Origin of the sequence: Burkholderia sp. AU45251, from assembly GCF_030482905.1 — a bacterium.
Lineage (GTDB): Bacteria > Pseudomonadota > Gammaproteobacteria > Burkholderiales > Burkholderiaceae > Burkholderia > Burkholderia aenigmatica.
On the sequence record NZ_JAUJQH010000029.1, the window covers coordinates 57,812 to 84,030 of the forward strand.

A 26,219-nucleotide genomic window follows, 5' to 3' on the forward strand; every position below is an offset into this window, starting at 1 on the left:
AGTAGCGCTTTAGCGCGCACTTCGGTCCCATACGCGGCGACTGAGCGCGGGGGCCAATCATGCCACCCCCGCGACGTTGCGCGCGGTCGGCACGAGGCCGCCGGCCGTCAGCTCGTAGCAACGCTCGAACGTGGCCGCGAGCGCGCGATCATGCGTAATCACGACGACCGTGCGTTCGATGTGTTGCAGCAGCGCCGCGATGCGTTGTACCGATGCCGCATCGAGATTCGACGTCGGCTCGTCCAGCAACATCAGCTCGGCCGGCTGATACAGCGCGCGCGCCAGCAACAGACGCTGACGCTGCCCGGCCGAGATATTGGCGATCGAATCGCTGATGATCGTGCGGGTGCGCATCGGCAGACGCATCACATCGTCGAGCAGTCCCACTGCGTCGAGCAGCGCATTGACGCGCACGTGATCCACATTCGCGCCGAACATCGTGATGTTGTCGGCGATCGAGCCGCGCAGGATCAGGTCGCCTTGCCGCATCTGCGTCATGTGGCGGCGAATCTCGTCGACCGCGAGGTTCGCGTAGCGCACGCCATTCAGGCGAATTTCGCCATGCTGGGCAGACTCCGCGGCGCACAGCAGCTTCAGGATCGTCGATTTGCCGCTTCCGGACGGTCCGACAATCGCGATCCGGTCGCCGCGGCGGATCTCGAGATTGATCTCGGTCAGCACGCGCCGGTCGGACGCGCCATAGCCGAACGACACATCGCACATCCCGACCGAGTCGAAGCGATGTGTCTCGACCGCGCGCCCGGCTTGCTCCAGCGGCGTGTAGCGCTCCGGCTCCCCTTCGGCGATATCCGCGACCCGCTCGGCGGGCACCGTCAGCATGAAGCGCCCGAACATCGCATTAAGCGCCTGCGCGAGCCGCTCGGACGCGAGCGATTTGTAGATCATGAACGAATAGAAGACGCCGACTGAGATCTTGCCGTCAAGCATCAGCCCGGCGGACAGCCACGTGACCGCGATCACGTCTGCGTAGTCGACGAACTTCAGCACGGCATCGCGTGCAGCCGCGAGCTTCGCGCTCCGCAACATCGTGGCGGCGCAGGCCTTGAACCTCGCCATGTAGATCGCCGTGCGCCGCACTTCGCCGGACGCAAGCTTGATCAGCGAAGCACCTCGGATCGTCTCGAACAGCAGGTCCTCGCATTCCGCCGAGCGTTCGAGCGCCAGCATGTGCGCGTCGCGCATCGACGGATACAGCGCGAACGACGCACCGACATAGACAGCGAAGATCCCGAGCGCGACGCCCGTCAACAGCGGACTCTGCACGAGCATCAGCAGCACGGCGATGCCGCCGACGGCCAGGTCGACGCGCAGCGAGATCGCCGTCTGCACCACGAAATCGTTGATTTCGTCCTGCGATTTGACCCGCGCGAACAGGTCGCCGACATTGCGCTTTTCAAAATACGGAATCGGGTGACGCAGCAGTTGACCGACGAGCCCTTCGGTCACGTTGACGTGGACGAGCGTGTGAACCAGCGCGGACAGATAGGACTGGACGAACCGGCTGAGCGTGCCGATCGTGAAAATGCTCGCGAACGTCAGCGCAAGAATGTGCAGAAGGTTCCGGTTGTCGCTCGTCACGACCTGGTCGAGAACGAGGTTGCCCAGATACGGCATCGCCAATATCGCGCACTGGCTGCCGAGCGCGACAAACAGCAATTTGCCGATTTGCGCACGCAAACCGGGATTGAGCGCGCGTACCCGCTCAAGCGCAGCGGGCACCCGCGAGCGCGCCCGAATACGGGGCAGCGCGGGCGTCGGCGCGCATTCGAGCAAATAGCCGGACACGCTCGACAGGAACATGTCAAGTGCGATGCGCCGCCGTCCGACCGCCGGATCGATTACCTGCACGTAGCCCCGGCGGAATCGTTCGAACACGACGAAATGCGCGCCCCCAAAGTGGACGATCGAGCCAGGCTTGATACCGACCAGATCGCCGGCATCGAACCGGTACGCCTGCACCGCAAGCCCGAATTCGGTTGCGACATCGTACAGATCCATCAGCGACAGGCCGTGCGACGACACGGGCCGATGCGCGGCGATCTCACGAACTTCGGTCGCGCGCCCGAGATGGTTCAGCACCATCGCCAGGCACGCATAGCCGCAATCGGCGACTTCATTCTGGTAAATCACGCGCACGCGTCAACCCCGGATCATCTGGAACAGCGGTTCGAATACCCATTCGGCGATCGTGCGCCGTTCGACCACGACGCTCGCAGTGCCGCGCATGCCGGACAGGATCCGCAGCGGCTCGCGAGGCGAGCCAAACGTCGCGCTGCGCAGCGTCGCCCACGCCATGTATTCGGTCGGCCGCGCAGCGTCGGGAGGTGCCGACGGCGACGGAGCGATGGCCGGCGTCATCGTCGTACCGGAAATCGAGACGATGTGTGCTGCGACGCTTCCGAAGCGCGCATAAGGAAACGCGTCGAGCTTGATCCGGACCGTCTGGCCTTCCCGGACGAAGCCGCGTTGCCTGGACGGGATACGCAACGCGGCGGCCAGCGGCTGTGCCGGACTGGTCTCGATCACGAGTGCGACGTCTTCGGTTTCGATCGCATGCCCCGGCACGAGACGGGAAAACGTGACGACGCCGTCATGCGGCGCCGACACGGTGATGTCGCGGCGCGCCGCTTCGAAGCGCATCAGAATGTCCTGCACGTCGCGATCACGCTGCGCCCGCAACTCGCGGATCTGGGCGTCGAGTTCGCGCCGGCCGCCGCGCAACGTTTCGAGGTCGGCGAGCAGTGCCTGGCGCTGCGCATCGCCCTGGGCGATTCCCGCTTCGTTCTGGCGAACCTCCATGCGGGCCTGTTCGATCCGGTCGGCAAGCACGTAATCGGCCGCTCCTTCGAGGCGCGCGAGTCTGCTCCGGGCATCGTCAGTCATCAACCGCGTGCGGCGCTGGCGTTCGTCGAGCGCATCCAGTTCGCGCATGCGTGCCGCCTCTGCACGCCCGGCCGCCTGCCGGCGGGCAGTCAGCGCGGCGGCACGATCGTCCAATTGCGCATTCGCCGCCGCGACCTGGCTGTCGCGCATCGTCTCGTCGAACGCCGGGCGCGGCCGCCCGTCCGTCGACAGCGTCAGGTCGCGCGCCAGCCGGAACAGCGGCTGCCCCTTGCGCACGCGCTCGGATGGCTTCACGTAGACGGCGACGACCAGGCCGTCGTGCCCCGTGATCCTGACGTCGGACGACGAGACGATCTCGCACGGCACGTCGCGCTTGAGCTCGATTTCCTGCACGAACGCGTAGACGAAACCCACCACGACGATCGCCGACGTGCAATACGCAATCCAGCGCCACGAGACATCCGTGAAACGCGGTATTTTTCCAGCTTCCCAATCCACTATGCGAATTTCACGATGACCTGCGCGCCGCGCGATCCGCTCGTGCTGCTAGCGGAACCGTGACGGCAGGCAAGAAGGCAGGCGCCAACGTGAAACTGGCGCCGGGTTGAAAAGGAATGCGCGAACCAACCGGAGCGGCCGGTTCGCGATACATCACGGCCGGACGGTCCCGCCGCCGCCGCCGCCGGGCGGCGGCGTGACAGGCGGTTTCGGCGTCGTAGGCGGCGTAGGCGTCGTGGTCGTGGGCGTCGGCGCCGCACGCGTCGCCGACGTCGTCCTTCGTAGCTTGCAGCAGCCGCCGGCCAGTTGGGACTGCGCCAGTGCGGCGCGATCGATTTTTTGCATGTTGCTTACTCCTGCGGTTGAAAATACTGATGAAAATTGAACCAGCCGCCGGGCCGGCATGCTGGCATGACCGAGGCAGGAACAACGGGTCACTGGTATGACACCGTGAACGACGCGGCGCCGTTGGCCGTGCCGACCTTGGCGGCCGACGCCGTGCGGATGTAGCGCGCAGTGAAAGGCGCCGTGTAAACCGTGTTGTTGACCTGTCCGATCGACACCTGATTCGGATTGCCGGCCACCGGCGAGTCGGGCCCAAACCGGATCGGGTTCCTGGCCGAGAGAATCTGGATGCCGAACCCCGCCGCCGAGGAACCGGACGTCAGCGACAGCACGTCCGAGCGATTGCTCATGTTCGACACGTCGGTGAACGTCACGGCGAGTTTCGACGACACGCCCCGGCAATCGATCGTGATTCCGAGTGCTTGCTCACGCGATACGCTGTTCACGTCAGGCAGTTCGCGCATGTTGACTGTGCCGAATTTGACGGACACCTCGCGCGTCGTGACGGCGCAACTCTGCGTCGCAACGCGAACCTCGGGCGTCGTCAGTGTGACCGTCGACGCCGTGATGCCGCCGAGGCGCTGCGTGAACAGCAACCCGCCCTTCACGGCCGCGTTGGCCGGTACCTCGCCCGTCTTGACGAGTTCCAGCACGACCGGGGTGCCGAGATAGATGAAGCACTTGCCGCTTGCCGGATAGCCGCACCGCGACGGCGTATTGAATACCGAAACCGGCACTTGGTACGAACCGGTATCCGGCACATAGCCGTCGGATTCCAGTCTCAGCCGGTAGCCGATGCCGTTCACCTCGGTCGGAATCACACCGTTGGTCGACCATTTCCCCGATCCGCTTATGTTCTCCACGGTCGTGCCGGTCGTACAAAAGACGCCGACCGGATTCGACTGATTGAACGAATACGTGTATCGCACACTCGCGATCACGGACCCGATCGGCGCGTCACGCGGCACCGTGACGCTGGACGGCAGCGCAAGCGACACCCGATAGACGCCGCCGCTGCCGATTTCGCAGGCTGCCCTCGCGGATAGCGGCAACCATGCGAGCAGCAAGACGGACGCCGCGCCAGCCATTCGTTGAAAGTGGCGGTGTGCGGAACATGCCGACGCATGAACAGGCCTGCGTCGCGACCTGGTTCCGGCAGCCGACGCCGCGCCTTCGTCCCTCCCGGATACCGTCATACGCCCCAACAGATTGCAACGGCCCTCGTGATTCATTGCGAATTACTCTCCGATTCGTGGTCGACTCAAGGAGCTGCCAGGCGCCGCTGCCACGCCCAAGGCACTCCCAAACCCAGAGATTCGGCATGCAGTTCACCCACGTGTCGTCACACCGTCGCCCATCCTTTTCTGCTTGCGGTCCGAGCGCGGCCCCTCCGATCTGCGTCGTTCAAACGCGAGCGATAGCAATACCCAATCATCTGGCAGAAACAGCTGTCACCTGCGTAAAGCGCCGGGAAATCGCACTGACGGGATTTACCGATCGCTTTCTGCAATGGAGCGGCCATTCTCCCTCCCGGGCTCGTGCAATCCAATCGGACAAGTTTGAAATATTTCAGGAATTTTCATGAAGGGCGCGGGCCGGTTGCCGGGGGAGACGATCTTGTTTTTTCTGATATTCGGATCGCACTGTCCGGACGGGTTACCGATTCCGCCTCGCCCGACGCGCGTCGCGCGCGAGTTCGAGCGAGCAATAAAAAACCCGCCTCGTTTTCACGAGGCGGGCATCTTCACGTCGAAGCCGGCAATCGTCCGGCTCAATGCACGCCGAGATACGCCTTCACCGCCGGCAGGCCCGGCTTGCCGTCGAGCGTCGTCACGCCCGCGAGCCACTTGTCGAGCGCCTGCGGGTTCGCCTTCAGCCACTCGGCCGCCGCCTTGTTCGGGTCTTCCTTGTTCATGATCGGCATCATCACGTGGTTCTCGATCGTCGTCGTGAACTGCAGGTTCGACACGAACTTCGCAACGTTCGGGCAGCGCTGCGAATAGTCGGGCGGCGTGGCCGTCAGCACCTTCGCTTCGCCGTAGTTCGGGCCGAACACGTCGTCGCCGCCGGTCAGGTAGTCGATCTTCATCTGCACGTTCATCGGATGCGGCTCCCAGCCGAGGAACACGATCCACTGCTTGTCGCGGATCGCGCGATTCACCTCGACCAGCATCCCGGCCTCGCTCGACTCGACCATCTTGAACTTGCCGAGGCCGAACTGGTTGCCGTCGATCATCTTCTTGATCAGCAGGTTGCCGTCGTTGCCCGGTTCGATCCCGTAGATCTTGCCGTTCAGCTTGTCCGCGTACTTCTGGATATCGGCGAACGACTTCAGGCCGCCCTGGTACACGTAGTCGGGCACCGCGAGCGTGTATTTCGCGCCGGTCAGGTTCGGCGTCGCAAGCACCTTGATCGTGCCGGCCTTCGTGAACGGCTGGATGATCGGGTCCATCGTCGGCGACCAGTAGCCGAGGAACACGTCGATCTGCTTGCTCTTGATCCCCGCGAACGTGATCGGCACCGATGCGATCGTCTTCGTCGGGTTGTAGCCGAGCCCCTGCAGCATCGTCGACGCGAGGCCCGTGGTCGCCGCGATGTCGGACCAGCCGACGTCCGCGAAGCGCACGTTCTTGCATACGGGCGGATCGGCCGCATACACGGCCGACATCGGCGCGGTTATCCCGATCCCGCACACCGCTGCGATCAATAGGCGCTTCATCTTGCTTCTCCTCAAAGTGATGTCGTTTGCTTGAATGCGGGATCGTTTATTGAAGCCGCGCGCCGCGATCCCGGCGGCGTCGCGGACCATAGGGTCGGTCAGCGGCCCGGCAGCCGGCGCTCGTAGCTCGGCGCATGGCCGAACTGTGCGCGGTAGGCCTTGCTGAAATGGCACGGCGAATGAAAACCGCAGACCGTCGTCACGCGCGCGATCGACGCGTCGGTCGTGCGCAGCAGGTCGCGCGCGCGCTTCAGGCGCAGCGTCAGGTAATAGTGGGTCGGCGACACGTTCAGGTACACCTTGAACATCCGTTGCAGGTGTCGCTGCGACAGCCGCACGAGCCGCGCGAGTTCCTCGAGCGACAGCGGCTCCTCGATGTTCGCCTCCATCAGCCGCACGACCTCGATCAGCTCCGCGCGCGAGAAGCCGACGCGCGCATCGACCGGAATCGGCTGCGTGTCGGTGGAACTGCGGATGCGCTCCAGGATGAACTGCTCGGAGACCTGCGCGGCCAGCTGCTGGCCGAACCGCATGCCGACGAGGTTCAGCATCAGGTCGAGCGGCGCGGTGCCGCCGGTGCAGGTCAGCCGGTCGCGATCGACGACGAACAGTTCATCGGCGAAGCCAACTTGCGGAAACTCGGCATGCAGCGCTGACAGGTTCTCCCAGTGCACGGTGCAGCGATAGCCGTCGAGCAGCCCGCTCGACATCAGCGCATACGCGCCGGTGCAGATGCCACCGAGCGGCAGCCCGCGTTCGGCGAGCGCCGCGAGCGTATCGCGCGCGCCTTCGTCGACCACGTCGCGGATGCGGATGCCGCCGCATACGATCATCACGTCGGGCAGGTTCGTGTAGTCGAGCGCCTGCGTGGGCCGCACCGCGATGCCGTTGCTGGCGTGTACCGGACTGCCGTCGAGCGAGTAGATCGACCACTGGTAGTGATCTGCGCGTCCGACGTAGTTCGCCATCCGAAGCACTTCGACGGCGCTCGAGAACGCGATCATCGAGAAGTTCGGCAGCGTCAGGAAGCCGAAATGGGCGAGGGACGAAACCGGTGAAACGCAGGCGGCGGGCGCGACAGCGACGGCGGACGTCACATCGGTCTCCTGGCGAGGAGGTTGCAGGGGGCCAGCCCCGCGGCCGAAGCCGCGGAAGCCGTTATCTCTATTCAGGGTGAGCGGCCGGGGATTCCGGCCGCCGGAGGTCAGGCCTGTGCGGGTGCGGCCTTCACGCGAAACAACTGCTTGAGGCCGGAGAACAGCGGCGCCTTCACGGTGCCCGGCGCACGGCCGAAGCTTTCGGTGATGCGGTCGAGAATGATCGCGAGCAGCACGACCGACAGACCGCTTTCGAAACCGAGCCCGATGTCGAGGCGCTGGATACTGGCGAGCACGTCGTTGCCGAGGCCGCCCGCGCCGACCATCGACGCGATGATCACCATCGACAGCGCCATCATGATCGTCTGGTTCACGCCCTGCATGATCGACGGCAGCGCATTCGGGAACTGCACCTTGTACAGCAACTGCCACGGCGTGCAGCCGAAGGCCTGGCCGGCTTCGACGATCTCGCGGTTCACGTGGCGGATACCGAGGCTCGTCAGGCGCACCGCGGGCGGCATCGCGAAGATCACCGTCGACAGGATCCCCGGCACGCGGCCGAGACCGAACAGCATCGCGGCCGGAATCAGGTAGACGAACGCGGGCATCGTCTGCATCAGGTCGAGGATCGGGCGCACGATCGCGGCCACCCACTTGCTCTTCGCCGCCCAGACGCCGAGCGGGATGCCGAGCACGAGGCTGATGATCGTCGACGACAGCGTGAGGCCGAGCGTGATGACGGTCTGATCCCAGAAGCCCGTCGCGAAGATCAGCAGCAGCGACGCGGTGGTGAACAGCGCGAAGCGCCAGCCCACCCGCCACAGCCCGACGCCGATGAAGATCGCCATCATCATCCACATCGGGATCGCCTGCAGGCTGTGCTCGACGAATGCCGCGAGCCCCTCGATCGCCTGACCGATCGTGTCGAACGTCTTGGCGTCGTGGTCGAGCAGGTAGTGAACGGACTGGTCGACCCAGGTACCGAGCGGAATCATTTCAGACATGGGAACCTCGCGAACGCGTGATGGCCTTCAGGATGAGCGCACGATCGACCGAGCCGCAGTAGCAGCCGTCGTCGTCGACGACCGGCAGGGCATTCGGGCTCGCGACCACGCGCGCGACGACATGTTCGAGCGACGCATCGCGGCGGATGGATTCGATCGGGCTCACGGACGGCGTCGCCTGACCGATCGCATCGCGCGTGACGAAGCCGCGAAGCCTGCGTTGCGCATCAAGCACGAACGCGTAGTCGGCACTGCCGTTCAGCGTCGCCGCGACGTTCGCGGCATCGCACTTCGACACGATCGGCACGGCGCCCGTCTGCATCAGGTCGCCGGCCGTCAGGTAGCGGCTGGTGTCGATGCCGTCGAAGAACGCGCGCACGTAATCGTCGGCCGGGTTCGCGATGATGTCCTGCGGCGTGCCGACCTGCACGAGCCGGCCGCCTTCCATGATCGCGATGCGGTTGCCGATGCGCAGCGCCTCCTCCAGATCGTGCGACACGAACATGATCGTGCGGCGCTGTTCCTTCTGCAGTTGCAGCAGCACATCCTGCATCTCCCGGCGCTTGAGCGGATCGAGTGCGGAGAACGCCTCGTCCATGATCATCAGCGACGGGTTCACGGCCAGCGCACGGGCGAGGCCGACGCGCTGCTGCATGCCGCCCGACAGCTCGGACGGCAGCTTGTGCGAGAACGGCGCGAGGCCGACCTGCTCGAGCACTTCCATCGCGCGGCGCTCGCGTTCCTTCTTGCTGACACCCGCGACCTCGAGGCCGAACGCGGCGTTCGACACCACGGAGCGATGCGGCATCAGCGCGAACGACTGGAACACCATGCTCATGTCCTTGCGGCGCAGCGCGGTCAGCGCCGAGCGGCGTGCCGACGCGACGTCGAGCCCGTCGATCATCACCTTGCCGGCGCTTGGATCGACCAGGCGGTTCACGAGGCGGATCAGCGTCGACTTGCCGGAGCCGGACAGGCCCATCAGCACGAATATTTCGCCTTCCTGCACATCGAAGGAGACGTTGTGCACGCCGACGACCTGACCGGTGCGCTTGAGCACCTCGTCCTTCGTCGCGCCGGCGGCGAGCATGTCGAGCGCCTGCTGCGGGTTGCTTCCAAACACCTTGCACAGACCTTCGACCACGACCTTGGGGGCATCCATCGAAACCTTCTCCTCGTGTAGCGGGGACTCGCGCTTGTCATAGCGTGCCTACATAGTTGCCAGAAAAAACCCCGACCTGCCGACGAATTACGACAAACGCTTGCGCAAATACGACACGGCCTCCAGCCCCGCCGGGCGGGCCGCGGCACGCGGCGGCACCCGATTGCGGCGGCGCAATACGCGCACGACCAACAACGGCGGGCATCGCGCGTCGGACTTGTGCGCAGCAGCGCGACACAGATCGCGTCGCGTTTTGCGCCGATTCGCATCGGGCACGCGTCGCTTTACGACAATTTCACGTCCGATCGCACGTCGATCTGCTCAGACGAATGAGCGAGGCATTCACCAATAAAAAGCATGACCGTGCAAAAAGCCGCGCGACGACACCGGACGGCGCGCGCCGCGATACCGCGCCACCCCGGAAAATCCGCGACGGCCGCTGTGATACATTCCCCGCCAACAGGCTGATCGCGACGCAGGCCGCCACGCGGCTACCGTTGTCAGCCGCGCATGCCGGTTCGCCTGCCGGCCATGCCGACACCGCCTCGATCGGCACAAGTCCGATCGCGGGCCGATAACGATACGAGAGAGGGAGCAAGGCGAGATGAACTGGGCTTTTACCGCAATCGGCTTCATCGTGGGCGGGATTGCCGCATTGATCGGGGATTTCTCCGCCATCACCGGCGCAATGCTCGGCGCCGCGATCGGGTTCTGCCTCGACAACACGCTGCAACAGCGCAAGCGCAAGACCAAGGGCGCGACACCCGACACGTTCGCGATGCAGCCCCCCCCCGTACAGCCGCCGGTTCCGCTTGCCGAGCGCGTCGCGCGCCTCGAAGCAACCGTCGAGACGCTGACGCGCGAAGTCGCGTCGCTGCGCGGCCAGTTGGCCGGTGCGAAGACCGGTTCGGCCACGACTGACGCGGTGGTACACACGCCGATCGGCGCCGCCTTTGCCACCCCATCCGCACCCGTCCCGCCTTCGGCCACCCTGCCGCCGCGCCCGCCTGCGCAGCCGGCTGCCGCACGTGCGGACGCACCGGCATCCGCTTCGGCACCGGCTCGCGCCGCTGCACCGGCATCGATACCGGCACCGGCCGCGGCGACCCGGGCAAGCGAAACGCGCGTGCCCTCTGCACCGTCGGCTCCGCCCGCGCCGCCCAAGCCGCGCGAACCCGACCTCGTCGAGCGCGCCTTCCGCGCCGCGCGCGACTGGCTGCTCGGCGGCAATACGGTCGTGCGCGTCGGGATCATCGTGCTGTTCTTCGGCGTCGCGTTCCTGCTCAAGTACGCGGCCGACAACAACATGCTGCCGATCGAATTCCGCCTCGCCGGCACCGCGCTCGCCGCGGCCGCGCTGCTCGCGATCGGCTGGCACGTGCGTGCGCGCCGCGCGGCGTACGGGCTCGTGCTGCAAGGAGGCGGCGTCGGCATCCTGTACCTGACGATCTTCGCCGCGACGAAGCTTTACGCACTGCTTCCGGTCGGCGCTGCGTTCCCGCTGATGGTCGCCGTGTGCGCGCTGAGCGCGTTCCTCGCGGTGCGGCAGAACGCGCTGCCGCTCGCGTTCATGGGCAGCGCCGGCGGCTTTCTCGCGCCGGTGCTGCTGTCGACCGGCCAGGGCAACCACGTCGCGCTGTTCAGCTACTACGCGCTGCTGAACGCGGGCATCTTCGCGATCGCGTGGTTCAAGGCCTGGCGGCCGCTGAACCTGCTCGGCTTCGTGTTCACGTTCACGATCGGCTCGGCGTGGGGCGTGACGGCCTACCGCCCCGCGCTGTTCGCGAGCACCGAGCCGTTCCTCATCCTGTTCTTCCTGATGTATGTCGGCATCGCGCTGCTGTATGCGGTGAAGCGCGAACTCGCGCTGCGGCACTACGTGGACGGCACGCTGGTGTTCGGCACGCCGATCGTCGCGACCGCGCTGCAGGCATCGCTCGTGAAAGACATGCCGTTCGGGCTCGCGTGGAGCGCCGTCGCGCTGTCGGCGTTCTACGTCGTGGTCACCGCGTGGCTTGCGCGGCGCCGCGACCGCCTCGCGCTACTGTTCGAATCCACGCTCGCGCTCGCGGTGATCTTCGCGACGCTGGCCGTGCCGCTCGCGTTCTCGGGCCCGACGACCAGCGCCGCATGGGCGATCGAAGGCGCGGCCGTCGTCTGGCTCGGCGTGCGCGAGAAGCGCATGCTGCGGTTCGCCTTCGGGCTGCTGATGCAGGTTGCCGCGGCCGGCGCGTTCTTCACGAGCCTGCTCGGGCCGGCCGACGCCACCGCGCTGCCCGTGCTGAACAGCCCGACCATCGCGATGCTGCTGATCGCGCTCGCCGGCCTGTTCACCGGCTGGTGGCTGCACGGGCGCAGCGAAGCGCGCGCGTGGCATGCGTGGATGCCCGAGATCGGTGCCGCCGCTGCCGCGTGGGGACTGCTGTGGTGGGTGAGCGGCGGCCTGCACGAGATCCTCGTCTACGCGAGCCGTCACGTCGACCTGCATGCCGACCGCTTCGTCGTCGATACGACCGCGCTGTTCGCGGCCGGCACCGCGTGGCTCGCGCACGTCGCGCGCCGCCGGCTTGCGTGGCCGCTCGCCGAATGGCCCGCGCTCGCGCTGACGCCGGTGCTGGCGCTGCTCGCGCTGCGTGCGTTCGATGCACATGAAGCGCCACTGTCGGGATTGGGCGCGTTCGCCTGGCCCGTCGCCGTCGGCGCAGGCCTTGCGCTGCTGTGGCGCCAGTCGCGCGGCACGGCAAGCGCCGATTCCGCGAACGGCACGGCGCATTCCATCGCCGCAGGCATCCTCGCGCCGCTGCACACGCTGACGTTCTGGACCCTGTGCGGGCTGCTGTCGCTCGAAGGCTTCTGGCGCCTGCGCGCGTACGTGCCCGAAGGCGCGTGGAGCTGGAGCGCGTGGGCCTACGGCTTCGGCGCGCTGCTCCTGCTGGTGTCCGGCCCCGGCTCGCGCCTGCGCTGGCCTGTCGCGGCGTTCCCGCGCGCGTACCAGGTGTGGGGCACGGCACCGCTCGCCGCGCTGCTGTGGCTGTGGAGCATCGCCAGCGTGACCAGCGACGGCAACGCGGCGCCGCTCTTCTGGCTCCCGCTGCTCAACCCGCTCGACATCGCACAGTTCCTCGTGTTCGTCGCGTTCGCCGTGTGGCTGCGCCGCCTGCGAACGCTCGGCATCGCGTGGCATCCGCGCGTCGTCGACTACGCGGCCATCGCCACCGTGTTCCTGTGGTTCAACGCGCTGATGCTGCGCACGCTGCATCACCGCTTCCACATGGTCTACGACATCGACACCGTGCTGTCGTCGTTCGGCATCCAGCAGGTGTTCATGGTCGGCTGGAGCCTGTTCGCGTTCGCCGGCATGTGGCTGACGCGCCGCGACGGCATCGCCCGCGTGTGCGCGCTCGCGTCGCTGCCGCTGATCGTCGTGATGTGGGTGTGGACCTTCTACGCGAACTTCACGCAGGACGGCGGAAGCTGGGCGCGCGTGCCGCTCTTCAACCCGCTCGACCTCGTGCTCGCGGTGGTCTATGCGCTCGCCGCGACGTGGTTCGTGCGTGCGCGCAAGCTCGGCTGGTCGTTCGACAACTATCGTGTCGCGCTGCTGAGTGCGGCCGGCGCCACCGCGTTCCTGTGGCTGAACGCGATCCTGCTGCGCACGCTGCATCACTGGGCCGGCGTGCCGTACGAACTCGGCGCGATGGCGGAATCAACGCTCGTGCAGGCGTCGGTGTCCGTGTACTGGACGCTCTGCGCGCTCGCGATCACGATCTGGGCCACGCGCCGCGGGCTGCGTCCGCTGTGGTTCGTCGGCGCCGCGCTGCTCGCGCTCACGGTCGTCAAGCTGTTCCTGTTCGACCTGTCGCACGTGACCGGCATCGAGCGCATCGTGTCGTTCATCGGCATCGGCGTGCTGCTGCTGTTGATCGGCTATTTCTCGCCGCTGCCGCCGAAAACCGCCGCGCAACAGGACGACACGCCATGAAACGACTCGCCGCCCTGCTCGGCCTGAGCCTGCTCGCGTCGGTCGCGGCGGCCGACGGCACGCCGGGTGCCGGGCGCGGCACGCAGCGCTTCTCGCTCGACCTGGACGGCGCCGCCGCGTACTACCAGCTCACCGTGCCGCAGCCCGTCTATGCGGCGAGCCGGCGCGACGATCTCGGCGACGTGCGCATCTTCAACGGCGCGGGCGAGCCGGTGCCGTATTCGCTCGACGCGCCCGCCGTGGCCACGCCCGCCGTACCGCCTGCGCGCACGCCGGTGCACTGGTTCCCGCTGCCGCCCGCCCGCGCCGACAACGGCAACGCGCCGCTCGGCGTGACGGTCGGCCCGGACGGCGCGCTGCGCGCGGGCGTCGCCACACCGGCGCGCGCGAAGCACGGCGCGGATCTCGTCGACCTGTCTCATGCGGACGGCGACATCGACGCGCTGCTCGTACACGTGGGTGACGACAGCTACCAGGGGCGTGTCGCCGTCGAAGCCAGCGACGACCTGCGCAGCTGGCGATCGCTCGGCAGCACGCAGTTGCTGAAGGTGGGCCACGGCGACGACATGCTGGTGCAGGAGCGTATCGCGCTCGAAGGCGCGGCGCCGCGCTACCTGCGGCTCGACTGGCTCGACGGCGCGCCCGCGATCGCGTCGATCGACGTCGAGACGCACCCGCGCAACGCACACGGGACCGACACCGCCTCCGTGCCGCGCCAATGGCGCGATGCCGTCCACGTGCGGGCGGGCGGCACGCCCGGCGAGTACCTGTTCGACACCGATGGCGCGTATCCCGTCGACCGCGTACGCATCGACCTGCCGCAGCCGAATACCGTCGCGCGCGCGACGCTGCAGAGCCGCGCCGACGCGCAGGCGCCGTGGCGCGACGTCGCGGGCGCCGTGCTGTTCCGGCTGCAGGGCAAGGCCGGCGAGCAGCGCAATCCGCCGCTCGAGTTCGCGGCGAATACGGATCGCGCGTGGCGGATCGTCGTCGACATGCGCAACGGCGGCTTCGGCGGCGGCCAGCCGGCCGTCGCGATCGGCTGGCATCCGGCCGCGCTGACGTTCGTCGCGCGCGGCGCGCCGCCGTTTACGCTCGGCGTCGGCGACGCGTCGCGCGTGTCGTCGGCCGTGAGCCGCGACGCACTGCTGGTCGGCATGGCGCCCGAAGTGCGGCCCGCGCGCGTCGGCGCGGCGTTGCCGGTATCGGCGGTCGCGCCGGCGCCGGCCGCCGATACGGACGCGCCGCGCCGCTTCGTGCTGTGGGGCGCGCTGATCGTCGCGGTCGGCGTGCTCGGCACGATTGCATGGCGCCTCGCGAAAGGCGGCGGCGATACGCGCGGCCGCGACGAGTGACACCGCGCGGTCATGCGCGCCCCCGTCGCCCGTCTTTACGCGCCGTTTATCTCGCGTGCCGGTTTCTTTCGACGGTCGCAATGCATAACTGCGTACAGTCGTCGCATCGGAACCACGATGCGACGACATGCAGGAAACCTATCCATCGTATGAGCGGCCGGCGCCACGCCTGCGCGTGCACCCGGCCCTGCGGCTGAAGCGGCTGCTGCTGCCATTCACGATCGCGCTGCCGCTGTCGATCGCATTGCCCGTGCATGCCGATGACATGCCAGCGGCACCGGTCGCCGCCGCCAGCACGCCCGAAGCCTCGCCGCCCCCCACCCTCGACACGATCGTCACCGCGCTGCGCAACCGCTTTCACATCGCGTATGCCGATGCGCGCACGATCGCGCGCGCGGTGCAGACCGAATCGGATCGCTACGGGCTTGCCCCGGCGCTGCTGCTCGCGATCATCGCGGTCGAGTCGGGCTTCGATCGCCGTGCGGTCAGTGTCGCCGGTGCGCGCGGATTGATGCAGGTGCTGCCCACCGCCCATCGCGATCTCGTCGCGCATGTGAAGGACCTCTCTGATCCGGCCACCAACGTGCGGATCGGCGCGGCCATCTTCCGCGGCTATCTCGACGACGCGGACGGCGACGTCGAAACCGCGCTCGTGCGCTACAACGGCGGCACGAAACGCTATGCGCAACGCGTCGCGCTGCGCGTGCAGCAATTCGATGCGCAGTTACGCCGCTCGAACGGCACGACGAACGACGCGCTGCGCACGGCCGCGAATCCCTGAGCGCGTCGCTACTGCGCGCCGGCAAGCCGGTAGCCGACGCCCGTCTCCGTCACGATGTATGCGGGCCGCCGCGGATCGCACTCCAGCTTGCGCCGCAGGTGGCCGACATACACGCGCAGGTAGTGCGCATCCTTACCGTGCGCCGCACCCCACACCTCGTTCAGCAGGCGGTCGTGCGTGAGCAATCGGCCCGCGTGATGCGCAAGCGCGGCCAGCAAGCGGAATTCGATCGGACTCAGATGCACGCGCGCCCCGCCGCGCAGCACCTGGCGATCGGCGAGATCGACTGTCACGTCGCCGAAGCGTACGCACACCGCATCGATGCGCCCGCCGCCGGCTTGCCGCCGCAGATGTGCGCGAATCCGCGCGATCAGCTCGGCGGCGCCGAACGGCTTGGTCAGGTAGTCGTCCGCGCCCGCGTCGAGCGCGGCCACCTTATCGCGCTCCGCGCTCAGCGCCGACAGCACGATCAGCGGCGCGGCCGAGCACGCGCGCAGCGCGCGGATCAGTTCGGTGCCGCCGAGGTCTCGCAGGTTCGTGTCCGCGACGATCAGGTCGGGCCGTCGTGCACCGACGGCCGCCACGCCCGCCGCACCGGTCGCAGCCTCGACGACGTGCATGTGTTCGGCCTTTAGCGCGACACGGACGAAATGCCGGATGAACCTGTCTTCGTCGACGATCACGATGACGACGGTCGGTTCGCTCATCCGGCAGCGCCTTCGTCCGGTGCGCGATGCGCGCGCATGTTCAAACCCATCCGCATGCCACCAGCACCATGTCGATCAGCTTGATGAACGGGAACGGCAGCAGCACGCCGCCGAGGCCGTACAGCAGCAGGTTGCGGCGCAGCAGCGGCGCCGCGCCGAGCGGACGATAGCGTACGCCCTTCAGCGCGAGCGGGATCAACGCGACGATGATCAGCGCGTTGAAGATCACCGCCGACAGGATCGCCGACGCCGGCGACGCGAGATGCATCACGTCGAGCACGCGCAATTGCGGATACGTCGTCGCGAATGCGGCCGGGATGATCGCGAAATACTTCGCGACGTCGTTCGCGATCGAGAACGTCGTCAGCGAGCCGCGCGTCATCAGCATCTGCTTGCCGATCTCGACGATCTCGATCAGCTTCGTCGGGTTCGAGTCGAGGTCGACCATGTTGCCGGCCTCCTTCGCCGCCTGCGTGCCGGTGTTCATCGCAACCGCCACGTCGGCCTGCGCGAGCGCCGGCGCGTCGTTGGTACCGTCGCCCGTCATCGCGACGAGGCGGCCGACCGCCTGATGCTCGCGGATCGTCGCGAGCTTGGTTTCAGGCGTCGCTTCCGCGAGGAAATCGTCGACCCCCGCTTCCGCCGCGATCGCCGCGGCCGTCAGCCGGTTGTCGCCCGTCACCATCACGGTCTTGATGCCCATCTTGCGCAGTTCCGCGAAGCGCTCCTTGATGCCGCCCTTCACGATGTCCTTCAACTCGATCACGCCGAGCACGCGAGCGACACCGTCGACGCGCTCCGCCACCGCGAGCGGCGTACTGCCGCGGCGCGCGATGTCGGTCACGACCGCTTCGACTTCGCGCGTGACGCGGCCACCGTGGGACTCGACGTAATGCTTGATCGCGTCCGCCGCGCCCTTGCGGATCTCGCGACCCGGCGCCCCGGAGGAAGTCCCCTTGGGGGACAGATCTACGCCGCTCATCCGCGTCTGCGCGCTGAACGACAGGAACACCGGATGTAGCGCATGCATGTCGCGCTCGCGCAGGTTGAAACGCTGCTTCGCGAGCACGACGATGCTGCGGCCTTCCGGCGTTTCGTCGGCGAGCGATGACAGCTGCGCGGCATCTGCCAGCGCTTCCTCGGTCACGAACGGCGCGGGCACGAACGCCGATGCCTGGCGGTTGCCCAGCGTGATCGTGCCGGTCTTGTCGAGCAGCAGCACGTCGACGTCGCCGGCCGCTTCCACCGCGCGGCCCGATGTCGCGATCACGTTCGCCTGCATCATCCGGCTCATCCCCGCTACGCCGATCGCGGACAAGAGGCCGCCGATCGTCGTCGGGATCAGGCACACGAGCAGTGCAACCAGTGCGGTGATCGTCACGACATGGCCGGCCTTCATCGCTTCGACCGCGAACGTCGAGAACGGCAGCAAGGTGGCGGTCGCGAGCAGCATCACGATCGTCAAAGCAACGAGCAGGATCGTCAGCGCGATCTCGTTCGGCGTCTTCTTGCGCTTCGCCCCTTCGACCATTGCGATCATCCGGTCGAGGAACGCCTCGCCCGGATTGACGGCGACCCGCACGACGATCCAGTCGGACAGCACGCGCGTCCCCCCCGTCACCGACGAGAAGTCGCCGCCCGCCTCACGGATCACCGGCGCGGATTCGCCGGTAATCGCCGATTCGTCGACCGACGCGACACCTTCGATCACGTCGCCGTCGGCCGGGATCGTGTCACCGGTTTCGACGAGCACGACGTCGCCTTTGCGCAGGTCGGTCGACGCCATCACCTCGACGGGTGCCTTCGCACGCGGCGCCGCGAGCTTTTTCGCGACCACGTTGTGCTTCGCACTGCGCAGCGATGCGGCCTGCGCTTTCGAGCGCCCTTCGGCGAGCGCTTCGGCGAAGTTGGCGAACAGCACGGTGAACCACAGCCACAGCGCGATCGCGACGATGAAGCCGGCGGGTGCTTCGGCCTGGCCGAACAGCGCGGCGATCCACAGGATCGTGGTCAGGATACTGCCGACGTACACGCAGAACATCACCGGATTGCGGAACTGCGTACGCGGCGTAAGTTTTCTGAACGAATCGGCGATCGCGGGGCGCACGAGCGCGGGATCGAACATCGAGCGCACGGCCGTGCGCGGATGAGCTGGCTGCGCGGGGCGCGAGCCTGGCACGGGTGAGAGAGACATGGCGGTTTCCTTTTGCCGGCACGCCCGCGCAGCGGCATCCGGCATCGGTCAGGCGAGCCGGCTGCCTTCGCGCGTTTTCGCGTGCGGCTTCCGTTTCCACGAAACCATCTTATGAAGGTTCGCGTGAAGATCGCGGCAAAGGATCGCGTCAAGGTATAAAAAGCGCGTAAACGTCCGTTTCGCCGCGGCGCGGCGGGGGTGTCTCAAGGGCCGTACACGAGCGGCAGCGCCACACTCCGCTCATACGACGTTTACGCGGCAAAGCAGGAAAACGAACCGGCGCACGGCGTTCAGCCGAACGTGTAGCGCCCGTGCTGACGCGGCCGCCACGGCGACGAGCGGCAGCTCGCAGCACCGGCCGCGCGTCGCGCTGCCCAGCCTGTGCCACGTCGCACATGCAGGTCGCGCCGGGCCACCGCGACCACGCGCGACGGCAACGCATAGGCGAGACGCCGCACGGCCGCCACGCGTACGGCCATGCGCGACGCCGGCGACACGCGACGTGCAACCTGCGCGACGGGCCGCTTGCAGAGGATCGCGCTGTCGTAACGCTTGCCGTCGAAGCGCATCACGTCGACGACGTCGAAACCTTGCGCGCCGTAGAACGCCAGCAAGTGCGAAGCGGGATGCGGCGTATCGAGTGCGAGCAGCGTATAGCCGCGCAACGCCGCCCACTGCTCGGCGAACGACAGCAGCAGCGCACCGATCCCGCGGCTCTGGCAATCGGGATCCACCGCCACCTGCCGCACGCTCGCGACGCCTTCGCGCCGGTACAGCGAGCACGCCGACGACGGATCGGTCGCATACAGCGTGGCCGTGCCGATCACCCGCCCGCCGCACACGGCGACGTAGCACTCACCGGCTTCCGCGCGACGGCGCGTGACGTCCTCGCTCTGATCGACGCACGTGCAGTTGAGCCCCATCGCGCCGAGCCGCGCGAACGCGCGATGCAGCATCGGCGTGAGTTGTGCATAACTGTCGAAGGCCGGATCGAAACGCCGCACGATCACCCGATCGGCGCACACCGAAGGCGGCGCGGCAGGCGTGTGTTCGGCGATCGCGTTCCAGGGTATCGACATTGCCTTGCTCCGTGGTTGGGATGCCCGAAGTCTATGAGCGCGCTGGCTGCCCTCGCAAGAAAAAATGTCGTAAAAGTTTGGGGAAATGCGTGTGGATGGACGGTGACATCGATGCGTGTCGCGGCTTCGTTTGCGGGGTGAAGGACGCGTGAAGGCGGACCGATCGTTGTGCGCGCAAGCAACGCCATTCACGTCGGCATCGAATGCCGACACGTGCGCCGTTGACACATGCGGCGGCGCCATCCAGACTCGCTGGTTCCTCCCCGCACCGAGCGCGCTCATGGTCACCTGCTTCCTTCGCTACGTCATCGATCCGTACAAGCTCGACCAGTTCGAGACCTACGGCAAGATGTGGATTCCGCTCGTCGAAAAATTCGGCGGCACGCATCACGGCTACTTCCTGCCGTCCGAAGGGGCGAACAACATTGCGCTCGCGATGTTCTCGTTCCCGAGCCTCGCCGAATACGAGCGCTACCGCGAGCGCTCGATGGACGATCCGGCCTGCCAGGCCGCGTTCCGCTACGCGGAGGACACGCGCTGCATCGTCAGCTACGAGCGCAGCTTCTTCCGGCCGGTATTCGAGTAACGGACAACGGCCCCGCACATCGCGCCCCTTTTCCCGACCGGGACGAAAAAAAGCCCCGCCTGCATCCGCGCGGCGGGGCCAACCCATGTCAGTAGAGACATCAAGGAGGAGACGGGCCCATCTTATCGACCACGGCCCGCCCTCCCAACCAAGCATTTCTGCTATCGATCTGGGCGGTCGCGCACACGATTGCCCCTGCCGCGCGGCATATCGATAGAACGAAAAGTCGTTTTCAGAGTGGCGGCGGGGTCGTTACCATCTGGGTTTTAAGCCTGTGCTTAGCCGGGCAAGCCATCCCCAAGGAGCGCCCCTTGACTGCATTCGATCAACACCGCCGCCCGTTCGTCGTCGGCATTGGCGGTACCACCCGGGCAGCGTCGTCGACCGAACGCGCGCTGTCGTTCGCGTTGCGCGGTGCGCAGGCGGCCGGCGCACGCACGCGCCTGTTCGACGGCCCGTTCCTGCATACGCTGCCGCACTACGCGCCCGAACACAAAACGTTGACCGACGCGCAGCGCGAACTGATCGACGCCGTGCGCCAGGCCGACGCGATCATCATCGCGACGCCCGGCTATCACGGGGGCGTCTCCGGCCTCGTGAAGAACGCGCTCGACACGCTCGAGGAACTGCGCGCGGACGATCGCCCCTATCTTGACGGACGCGCGGTCGGCCTGATCGTCACCGCCTACGGCTGGCAGGCAGCCGGCACCGTGCTGACGTCGCTGCGTTCGATCGTGCACGCGCTGCGCGGCTGGCCGACGCCGTTCGGCGCGACCGTGAACACGCTCGAAACGCGCTTCGACAGCGCCGACAGTTGCTCCGATCTGAAGGTCGTCGCCCAACTCGAGACGGTCGGCACGCAGGCGGCCGAGTTCGCGCTCGCGTTCGCATCGCATCGCGCGGCGTCGCATGCGGCATCGGTCGATGCGCTCGCGCCCGTGCTGAAGATCGCCAACCAGTAATCCCCCCGCCTTCCACCGCCCGCGCCCGGCCGACTACATTCGCCGGCGCGGGCGGCGTGCATTCGGACGAGCGGCCACGCGCCGCGCACGTCGACACCTCTCCGTGCTGCCCTTGCCCCGCGCCGATAACGATTCGGCCCACCGCGTGATTTGCATTGGCCGAAAGATTGGTTCACGCCGCGGGCGGGTTTTCGTACGCTGAACCTCCGAACTTTCTCCGCGCACGCCATGAACCGTACGATCCGCTACAAGGGCTACGAAGTTGCCCCCGCTGCCGCCCGGTTGCCGAACGGGCTGTTCGCCGCCAACCTGACGATCGAGAAGGCGAGCGGCGGCCCGTCGCCGCGCGCCGTGTCGTTCGACGCGATCGATTTCTTCTTCGAGGAAGAGCACGCGCTGGCCTACGCGTCCCGCTGGGGCCGCCTCTGGGTCGACACGCACGCGTGACCGGCGCGCGCATGGCCGCTCGAAAATACGCGTTTACGGAAGCTATGCAAGAATCTTTCGACCCGTAATCGCATAGCAACAGCCATGAGTGACACGCTGCAGGAAGAGCACGCAGCAGCAGATCACGCAATGCGCAACTGGACCTTCGCGAGGCCAGGTCCGGTCCGGATCGGTTCCGATGCGCACATGCAGATGTTCTGCCGCATGCTGCTCGACACACACAACCCGTACAAGCCGGCGGTGATCGACTGGCCCGCGCTCAAGCCCGCCGAGCTCAAACGGCTCACGTCGCTGCCGATCTGGGACATCGCGGTGCAAACCGAAGGCCGCGCATCGATCCGCGTCGCGACCTATGCGGCGACGATCGACAATCCGCTGCTGCGCCGCGCGCTCGAGATGGACGGCGGCGAGGAAGCGCGCCACAAGGTCGTGCTGTCGAAGCTCGTCGAGGCCTACGGCATCCGGCTCGCCCCCGAGCCGCCCTATCCTGCGCCGAAGGATCCCGAGTGGTCGTGGATGGTCACGGGCTTCAGCGAATGCATCGACAGCTTCTTCGCGTTCGGGCTGTTCCGTTCCGCGCAGCGCTCCGGCTACTTCCCGCCCGAACTCGTCGACACCTTCGAACCGGTGATCCAGGAAGAAGGCCGCCACATCCTGTTCTTCGTGAACTGGTACGCGTGGTACTGGCGCAGCCTGCCGTGGTGGCGCCGGCCGTGGTTCTTCGCGCGGGTCGCGGCCGTGTGGGTGCATTTGATTCGTGAACGCATCAGTATCGCGCGCGGCATCGATTCCGACGGCGTCGCGCGCGACGCGAACTTCCCGGCGACCGGCACCGCCGATATCGGCGACGCGCTCAACCCGCGCGAGCTGATCGAACTGTGTCTTGCGGAGAACGACCGGCGGATGGCCGGCTACGACACGCGCCTGCTGCGCCCGATGTTCGTGCCGCGCATGGCGCGGTTCGCGCTGCGGTTTCTCAAGAAGTAAGGCAACCGCTCGGGACAGGGCCCGGTTGCCCGGTCGAGCAACCGGGCAACGCCCGTCGACGATCGTCACGCCGGGACGGCCCGAGTTGCGCCGGAATCCGGCGGCTCGCAGTCGCTTCGTCCGCATCCGGGCGCGCAGCAAACGATCCGCTGCGATCGATGCATCCGTTCTGTTCCGTGCCCTGCGTCCTGTTCGAACCTCGATGCGTGCTCGTCGCACTTGCATGGCGAACCGCATCCGTTGGATCGCCCGGCCCGCCGACGGCTCGGCGTCACCCCATCGCACGCGGTACGAGACCGTACCGCGCTGCATCCGGCTGCCGGGTGTGCCGCGCACGCCACATTTGCTCCCGCCCTTTTTTCTGGAACTTCGGCGCGCGTGCGCCGCGCCCGGACAAATTGTCACATCCAGGATCTGATGATTCGGTGGCGCCGCCGCCCTTGCCGGCCAGCGTCATTCACACCCTGTCGCCAGCCGGCCCAAAGCGGAAGCGGGTCACGCCTCCCGGACGGGTTTACCCCCTCTCCGAATCCCGCCCGAATATCAACATAACCGAAACAGTCAATAGGACAAATTCGAAAGACGAATGATGACGGCCCAGCCCACCGCTCTGTAGCACTTTTTTACAAATTCGACGCCCCAACCGGCCCGAAACGCCCGTCGCGCGGGCCACCGTCGCGCCCAGGATGCGCAAATCAGCACAGCCCAATAGTCGAAACTCCAAATTAAATTGATTTATAGATAACACACAAAATCAATAGAAAATCGACACCCAAATCATGAATTAACAAATTAACAAGACAGTAATCATATTGTCCATTCTCACACCCAACAACATTACATTCATGAAAGAATTTCCCGATGCGCAAACGTTTGCTATTTCATTTGTCTTACGTTTGAGCTCTTCGGACGTGTAACCTACCGCACAAAAACCACACAACCAATTGATTTTAATGAGAAAAATAGAATCTCGAGCGTACCGACAGAACGCTACAACGAGCATTCTTGCACCCTTCAAATGCATTCCGCAGCAATACATCAAAACGCGATGCATTAACCATCCTTTAACTTTCAAAACCTTCCATTTATCACTCTTTGTCAATTTAAAAAATCCCGATCCAATAAACTCCGCCCATCAATTTTGAGATTCGCGCGAGCGCACGGAGTAATCCTCTAACGAAAGAGACCGGTGTGTGGCGTGCACATTTGGAGGTAGCAGGACATGAACCGCACATACCGCTCGATCTGGAACGAAGCGCTTGGCGCGTGGGTCGCAGCATCCGAACACGATTCGGCACGGGGCAAGCCGAACAAGTCGGCCGTCGTGAAGGCCGTTGCAACCGCAGTCCTCGCAGCGGGGGCGGTGGCCAGCAACGTGGCGCACGCGCAGTACTATTCGGCCGGGGGCGGCTTTACCAATTCCCCCAACGCGGTCGCTATCGGCCCTTCGTCGACGGTTTCGTCCAACAACTCCACGGCCATCGGGGCGGGTGCAACCTCTTCCGACGCCTATGCAACCGCCATTGGCAGTTATGCAACGGCCGGCGCCAACAGCAGTACGGCCATTGGCGCCAATGCGGTGGCGAGCGGCTCCAATTCGCTGGCAATGGGCCGCTCGTCGACTGCGTCCGGCCCGGCCGGGGTCGCATTGGGCCAGGCGGCAACTGCCTCCAATAATTTCGCCACTGCGGTCGGGAGTCTCGCCCTTGCCTCCGGAGCAAACTCGGTCGCCATCGGCGGCTCGACGGCAAACGGCACGCCGGCTACGACCCAGACGCTTGCGAATGCCGCCGGCGCCATCGCCATCGGCAACAACGGGGTAGCCGGCGCGTCGGCTACCGCAACCAATTCGATTGCGCTCGGCGGTCAATCGCTCATCGCCTCGGGCGCGACATCGGGTATTGCGCTCGGTCGCGGTGCGACCGTGAGCGGCGCGTACGGCATCGCGCAGGGTGACGGCATCGTTTCCGGCGCGATGGGCCAGAACGTCGCCATCGGCTCGTCGGGCACGACCGCCAACAGCGGTTCCGCGAACGGCGGCGCCGTGGCGATCGGTCGCGCACAGACGGCCAGCGGCGACGGCGCAGTCGCGCTCGGTACCAGCAACTCGGCCAGCGGCACGGGTGCGGTCACGCTCGGCAACGGCAACTCGGCGAACGGCACCGGCGCGGTTGCGTTGGGCAGTGCCAACAGCGTGACGGGTGCGGGTTCGGTCGGTATCGGCAGCAGCGCCACGGCGACTTACGCGGGTTCGACCGCGGTCGGCGCTTCGTCGTATGCGGGCGGCGCTTCGGCGCCTGCCGCCGCTTACGGCAGCGGCAGTTCCGCGACGGCGAACTATGCGACCGCGATCGGTGTCAATGCCAGCGCTGCTGGCGGGGGCAGCGTGGCGCTTGGCGTGGCGACGGCCAGTGCGCTCCAGAGCGTTGCGATCGGCCAGCAATCCACGGCTTCCCAGGCCGGAAACATTGCGATCGGGTCGTTCGCGACGGCCAGCGGTAACGGCAATGCAGTCGCGATGGGCTACCAGTCGACCGCTTCGGCCGGCAACGCGCTGGCGCTCGGCTACCTGTCGGTGGCCAACGTGGCAAACTCCGTTGCCCTTGGCAACAACTCGGCGACGATCGGTACGGCTAACTCGGCGACCGGTGGCACCGGTTCGGTCAGCTCCGCCACGATCGGTAGCCAGACGTTCAGCAACTTTGCCGGCGCAAGCGGTGCCAACGGCGTCGTCAGCGTCGGTACGGCAGGCAACGAGCGCCGCATCCAGAACGTTGCCGCGGGCCTCGTCACCTCGAGCAGCACCGACGCTATCAACGGCAGCCAGCTCTACTCGGTCGCGAGCACGACGACGTCGAGCATCGTGAGCCTGTCGACGTCGGCTTCGACCGGTTTGTCGTCGGCTAACAGCTCGATCGGTTCGCTGTCGACTTCCACGTCGACCGGTCTCTCGTCGGCCAACAGCTCGATCGGTTCGCTGTCCACCGGCGTCACGTCGCTGTCGACTTCTGCGTCGACTGGCCTCTCGTCGGCCAATAGCTCGATCGGTTCGCTGTCCACCGGTGTCACGTCGCTTTCGACTTCCGCATCGACCGGCCTGTCGTCGGCTAACAGCTCGATCGGTTCGCTCTCGACTTCCACGTCGACCGGCCTGTCGTCGGCCAACAGCTCGATCGGTTCGCTGTCCACCGGCGTCACGTCGCTGTCGACTTCTGCGTCGACTGGCCTCTCGTCGGCCAACAGCTCGATCGGTTCGCTGTCGACCTCCACGTCGACCGGTCTCTCGTCGGCCAACAGCTCGATCTCTTCGCTGTCCACCGGCGTCACGTCGCTGTCGACTTCCGCATCGACCGGTCTCTCGTCGGCTAACAGCTCGATCGGTTCGCTGTCGACCTCCACGTCGACCGGTCTCTCGTCGGCCAACAGCTCGATCTCTTCGCTGTCCACCG

The 26,219-nt window shown here is 66.5% G+C and carries 18 protein-coding genes and 1 pseudogene; 9 read left to right on the forward strand and 10 right to left on the reverse strand.

Annotation, left to right across the window (positions count from 1 at the left end):
- Positions 1-57 precede the first annotated feature (57 nt).
- The 7 genes and pseudogenes from QZM67_RS34470 to QZM67_RS34500 form a co-directional block, all read right to left on the reverse strand.
- Positions 58-2,157, reverse strand: a complete 2,100-nt coding sequence (locus tag QZM67_RS34470) for a peptidase domain-containing ABC transporter (RefSeq protein ID WP_301810336.1) — start codon at positions 2,155-2,157, stop codon at positions 58-60.
- 3 nt (positions 2,158-2,160) lie between these two features.
- Positions 2,161-3,363 (reverse strand): HlyD family secretion protein, encoded by a 1,203-nt coding sequence (locus tag QZM67_RS34475; RefSeq protein WP_301810338.1) that lies wholly within the window; start codon positions 3,361-3,363, stop codon positions 2,161-2,163.
- Positions 3,364-3,797: 434 nt separating this feature from the next.
- Positions 3,798-4,775, reverse strand: a complete 978-nt coding sequence (locus tag QZM67_RS34480; protein ID WP_301810341.1) for a fimbrial protein — start codon at positions 4,773-4,775, stop codon at positions 3,798-3,800.
- Positions 4,776-5,479: 704 nt separating this feature from the next.
- On the reverse strand, positions 5,480-6,427 hold the full coding sequence (locus QZM67_RS34485; protein ID WP_175024623.1) for a choline ABC transporter substrate-binding protein: 948 nt from the start codon (positions 6,425-6,427) through the stop codon (positions 5,480-5,482).
- A 98-nt stretch (positions 6,428-6,525) separates the two neighbouring features.
- Entirely contained in the window at positions 6,526-7,524 is a 999-nt protein-coding gene (locus tag QZM67_RS34490) for a GlxA family transcriptional regulator (RefSeq protein ID WP_011354068.1), read from the reverse strand.
- Between the two features lie 107 nt (positions 7,525-7,631).
- Positions 7,632-8,528, reverse strand: a complete 897-nt coding sequence (choW, locus tag QZM67_RS34495; protein ID WP_043180664.1) for a choline ABC transporter permease subunit — start codon at positions 8,526-8,528, stop codon at positions 7,632-7,634.
- A pseudogene (locus QZM67_RS34500) lies at positions 8,521-9,812 on the reverse strand (glycine betaine/L-proline ABC transporter ATP-binding protein); the annotation flags it as partial. The gene choW and the pseudogene QZM67_RS34500, both read right to left, overlap by 8 nt.
- Before the next feature lie 207 nt (positions 9,813-10,019).
- Between QZM67_RS34500 and QZM67_RS34505 the strand changes: the two are divergent.
- The 4 genes from QZM67_RS34505 to QZM67_RS34520 all read left to right on the forward strand — a co-directional run bounded on the left by QZM67_RS34505 (position 10,020) and on the right by QZM67_RS34520 (position 15,808).
- Positions 10,020-10,268 (forward strand): hypothetical protein, encoded by a 249-nt coding sequence (locus tag QZM67_RS34505; protein WP_301810344.1) that lies wholly within the window; start codon positions 10,020-10,022, stop codon positions 10,266-10,268.
- A gap of 26 nt (positions 10,269-10,294) precedes the next feature.
- Positions 10,295-13,672 (forward strand): DUF2339 domain-containing protein, encoded by a 3,378-nt coding sequence (locus QZM67_RS34510; RefSeq protein WP_301810347.1) that lies wholly within the window; start codon positions 10,295-10,297, stop codon positions 13,670-13,672.
- Positions 13,669-15,027 (forward strand): DUF3999 domain-containing protein, encoded by a 1,359-nt coding sequence (locus tag QZM67_RS34515; RefSeq protein ID WP_301810348.1) that lies wholly within the window; start codon positions 13,669-13,671, stop codon positions 15,025-15,027. Before QZM67_RS34510 ends, QZM67_RS34515 begins: the two co-directional genes overlap by 4 nt.
- Before the next feature lie 127 nt (positions 15,028-15,154).
- Positions 15,155-15,808 (forward strand): transglycosylase SLT domain-containing protein, encoded by a 654-nt coding sequence (locus tag QZM67_RS34520; protein ID WP_301810349.1) that lies wholly within the window; start codon positions 15,155-15,157, stop codon positions 15,806-15,808.
- An 8-nt stretch (positions 15,809-15,816) separates the two neighbouring features.
- Here QZM67_RS34520 and QZM67_RS34525 read toward each other — a convergent pair whose 3' ends face one another.
- The 3 genes from QZM67_RS34525 to QZM67_RS34535 form a co-directional block, all read right to left on the reverse strand.
- Positions 15,817-16,515 carry a response regulator gene (locus QZM67_RS34525; RefSeq protein ID WP_175024628.1) on the reverse strand — a complete coding sequence of 233 codons (699 nt, stop codon included), beginning with the start codon at positions 16,513-16,515 and terminating at the stop codon, positions 15,817-15,819.
- A 40-nt stretch (positions 16,516-16,555) separates the two neighbouring features.
- Entirely contained in the window at positions 16,556-18,640 is a 2,085-nt protein-coding gene (gene kdpB, locus QZM67_RS34530; RefSeq protein WP_301810373.1) for a potassium-transporting ATPase subunit KdpB, read from the reverse strand.
- Positions 18,641-18,999: 359 nt separating this feature from the next.
- Complete coding sequence (locus QZM67_RS34535; RefSeq protein ID WP_301810351.1) at positions 19,000-19,788, reverse strand: GNAT family N-acetyltransferase; 789 nt, start codon at positions 19,786-19,788, stop codon at positions 19,000-19,002.
- A gap of 280 nt (positions 19,789-20,068) precedes the next feature.
- Between QZM67_RS34535 and QZM67_RS34540 the strand changes: the two genes are divergently transcribed.
- The 5 genes from QZM67_RS34540 to QZM67_RS34560 form a co-directional block, all read left to right on the forward strand.
- Positions 20,069-20,374 (forward strand): NIPSNAP family protein, encoded by a 306-nt coding sequence (locus QZM67_RS34540; RefSeq protein WP_122949615.1) that lies wholly within the window; start codon positions 20,069-20,071, stop codon positions 20,372-20,374.
- Positions 20,375-20,685: 311 nt separating this feature from the next.
- Positions 20,686-21,336 carry an NADPH-dependent FMN reductase gene (locus tag QZM67_RS34545; protein ID WP_175024630.1) on the forward strand — a complete coding sequence of 217 codons (651 nt, stop codon included), beginning with the start codon at positions 20,686-20,688 and terminating at the stop codon, positions 21,334-21,336.
- 228 nt (positions 21,337-21,564) lie between these two features.
- Positions 21,565-21,783 (forward strand): hypothetical protein, encoded by a 219-nt coding sequence (locus tag QZM67_RS34550; protein ID WP_043180681.1) that lies wholly within the window; start codon positions 21,565-21,567, stop codon positions 21,781-21,783.
- Between the two features lie 84 nt (positions 21,784-21,867).
- Positions 21,868-22,770: a ferritin-like domain-containing protein gene (locus QZM67_RS34555; protein WP_301810355.1), complete on the forward strand. Its 903-nt coding sequence runs from the start codon at positions 21,868-21,870 to the stop codon at positions 22,768-22,770.
- Positions 22,771-23,992: 1,222 nt separating this feature from the next.
- On the forward strand, positions 23,993-26,219 hold a 2,227-nt coding region (locus QZM67_RS34560), incomplete at its 3' end, for an ESPR-type extended signal peptide-containing protein (RefSeq protein ID WP_301810358.1).

Bases quoted from the DNA above. Each gene is read 5' to 3' on its own strand.
- QZM67_RS34485 (WP_175024623.1), bottom strand. From the start codon at position 6,427: ATGAAGCGCCTATTGATCGCAGCGGTGTGCGGGATCGGGATAACCGCG.
- choW (WP_043180664.1), bottom strand. From the start codon at position 8,528: ATGTCTGAAATGATTCCGCTCGGTACCTGGGTCGACCAGTCCGTTCAC.
- QZM67_RS34505 (WP_301810344.1), top strand. From the start codon at position 10,020: ATGAGCGAGGCATTCACCAATAAAAAGCATGACCGTGCAAAAAGCCGC.
- QZM67_RS34510 (WP_301810347.1), top strand. From the start codon at position 10,295: ATGAACTGGGCTTTTACCGCAATCGGCTTCATCGTGGGCGGGATTGCC.
- QZM67_RS34515 (WP_301810348.1), top strand. From the start codon at position 13,669: ATGAAACGACTCGCCGCCCTGCTCGGCCTGAGCCTGCTCGCGTCGGTC.
- QZM67_RS34520 (WP_301810349.1), top strand. From the start codon at position 15,155: ATGCAGGAAACCTATCCATCGTATGAGCGGCCGGCGCCACGCCTGCGC.
- QZM67_RS34525 (WP_175024628.1), bottom strand. From the start codon at position 16,515: ATGAGCGAACCGACCGTCGTCATCGTGATCGTCGACGAAGACAGGTTC.
- kdpB (WP_301810373.1), bottom strand. From the start codon at position 18,640: ATGTTCGATCCCGCGCTCGTGCGCCCCGCGATCGCCGATTCGTTCAGA.
- QZM67_RS34535 (WP_301810351.1), bottom strand. From the start codon at position 19,788: ATGTCGATACCCTGGAACGCGATCGCCGAACACACGCCTGCCGCGCCG.
- QZM67_RS34540 (WP_122949615.1), top strand. From the start codon at position 20,069: ATGGTCACCTGCTTCCTTCGCTACGTCATCGATCCGTACAAGCTCGAC.
- QZM67_RS34550 (WP_043180681.1), top strand. From the start codon at position 21,565: ATGAACCGTACGATCCGCTACAAGGGCTACGAAGTTGCCCCCGCTGCC.
- QZM67_RS34555 (WP_301810355.1), top strand. From the start codon at position 21,868: ATGAGTGACACGCTGCAGGAAGAGCACGCAGCAGCAGATCACGCAATG.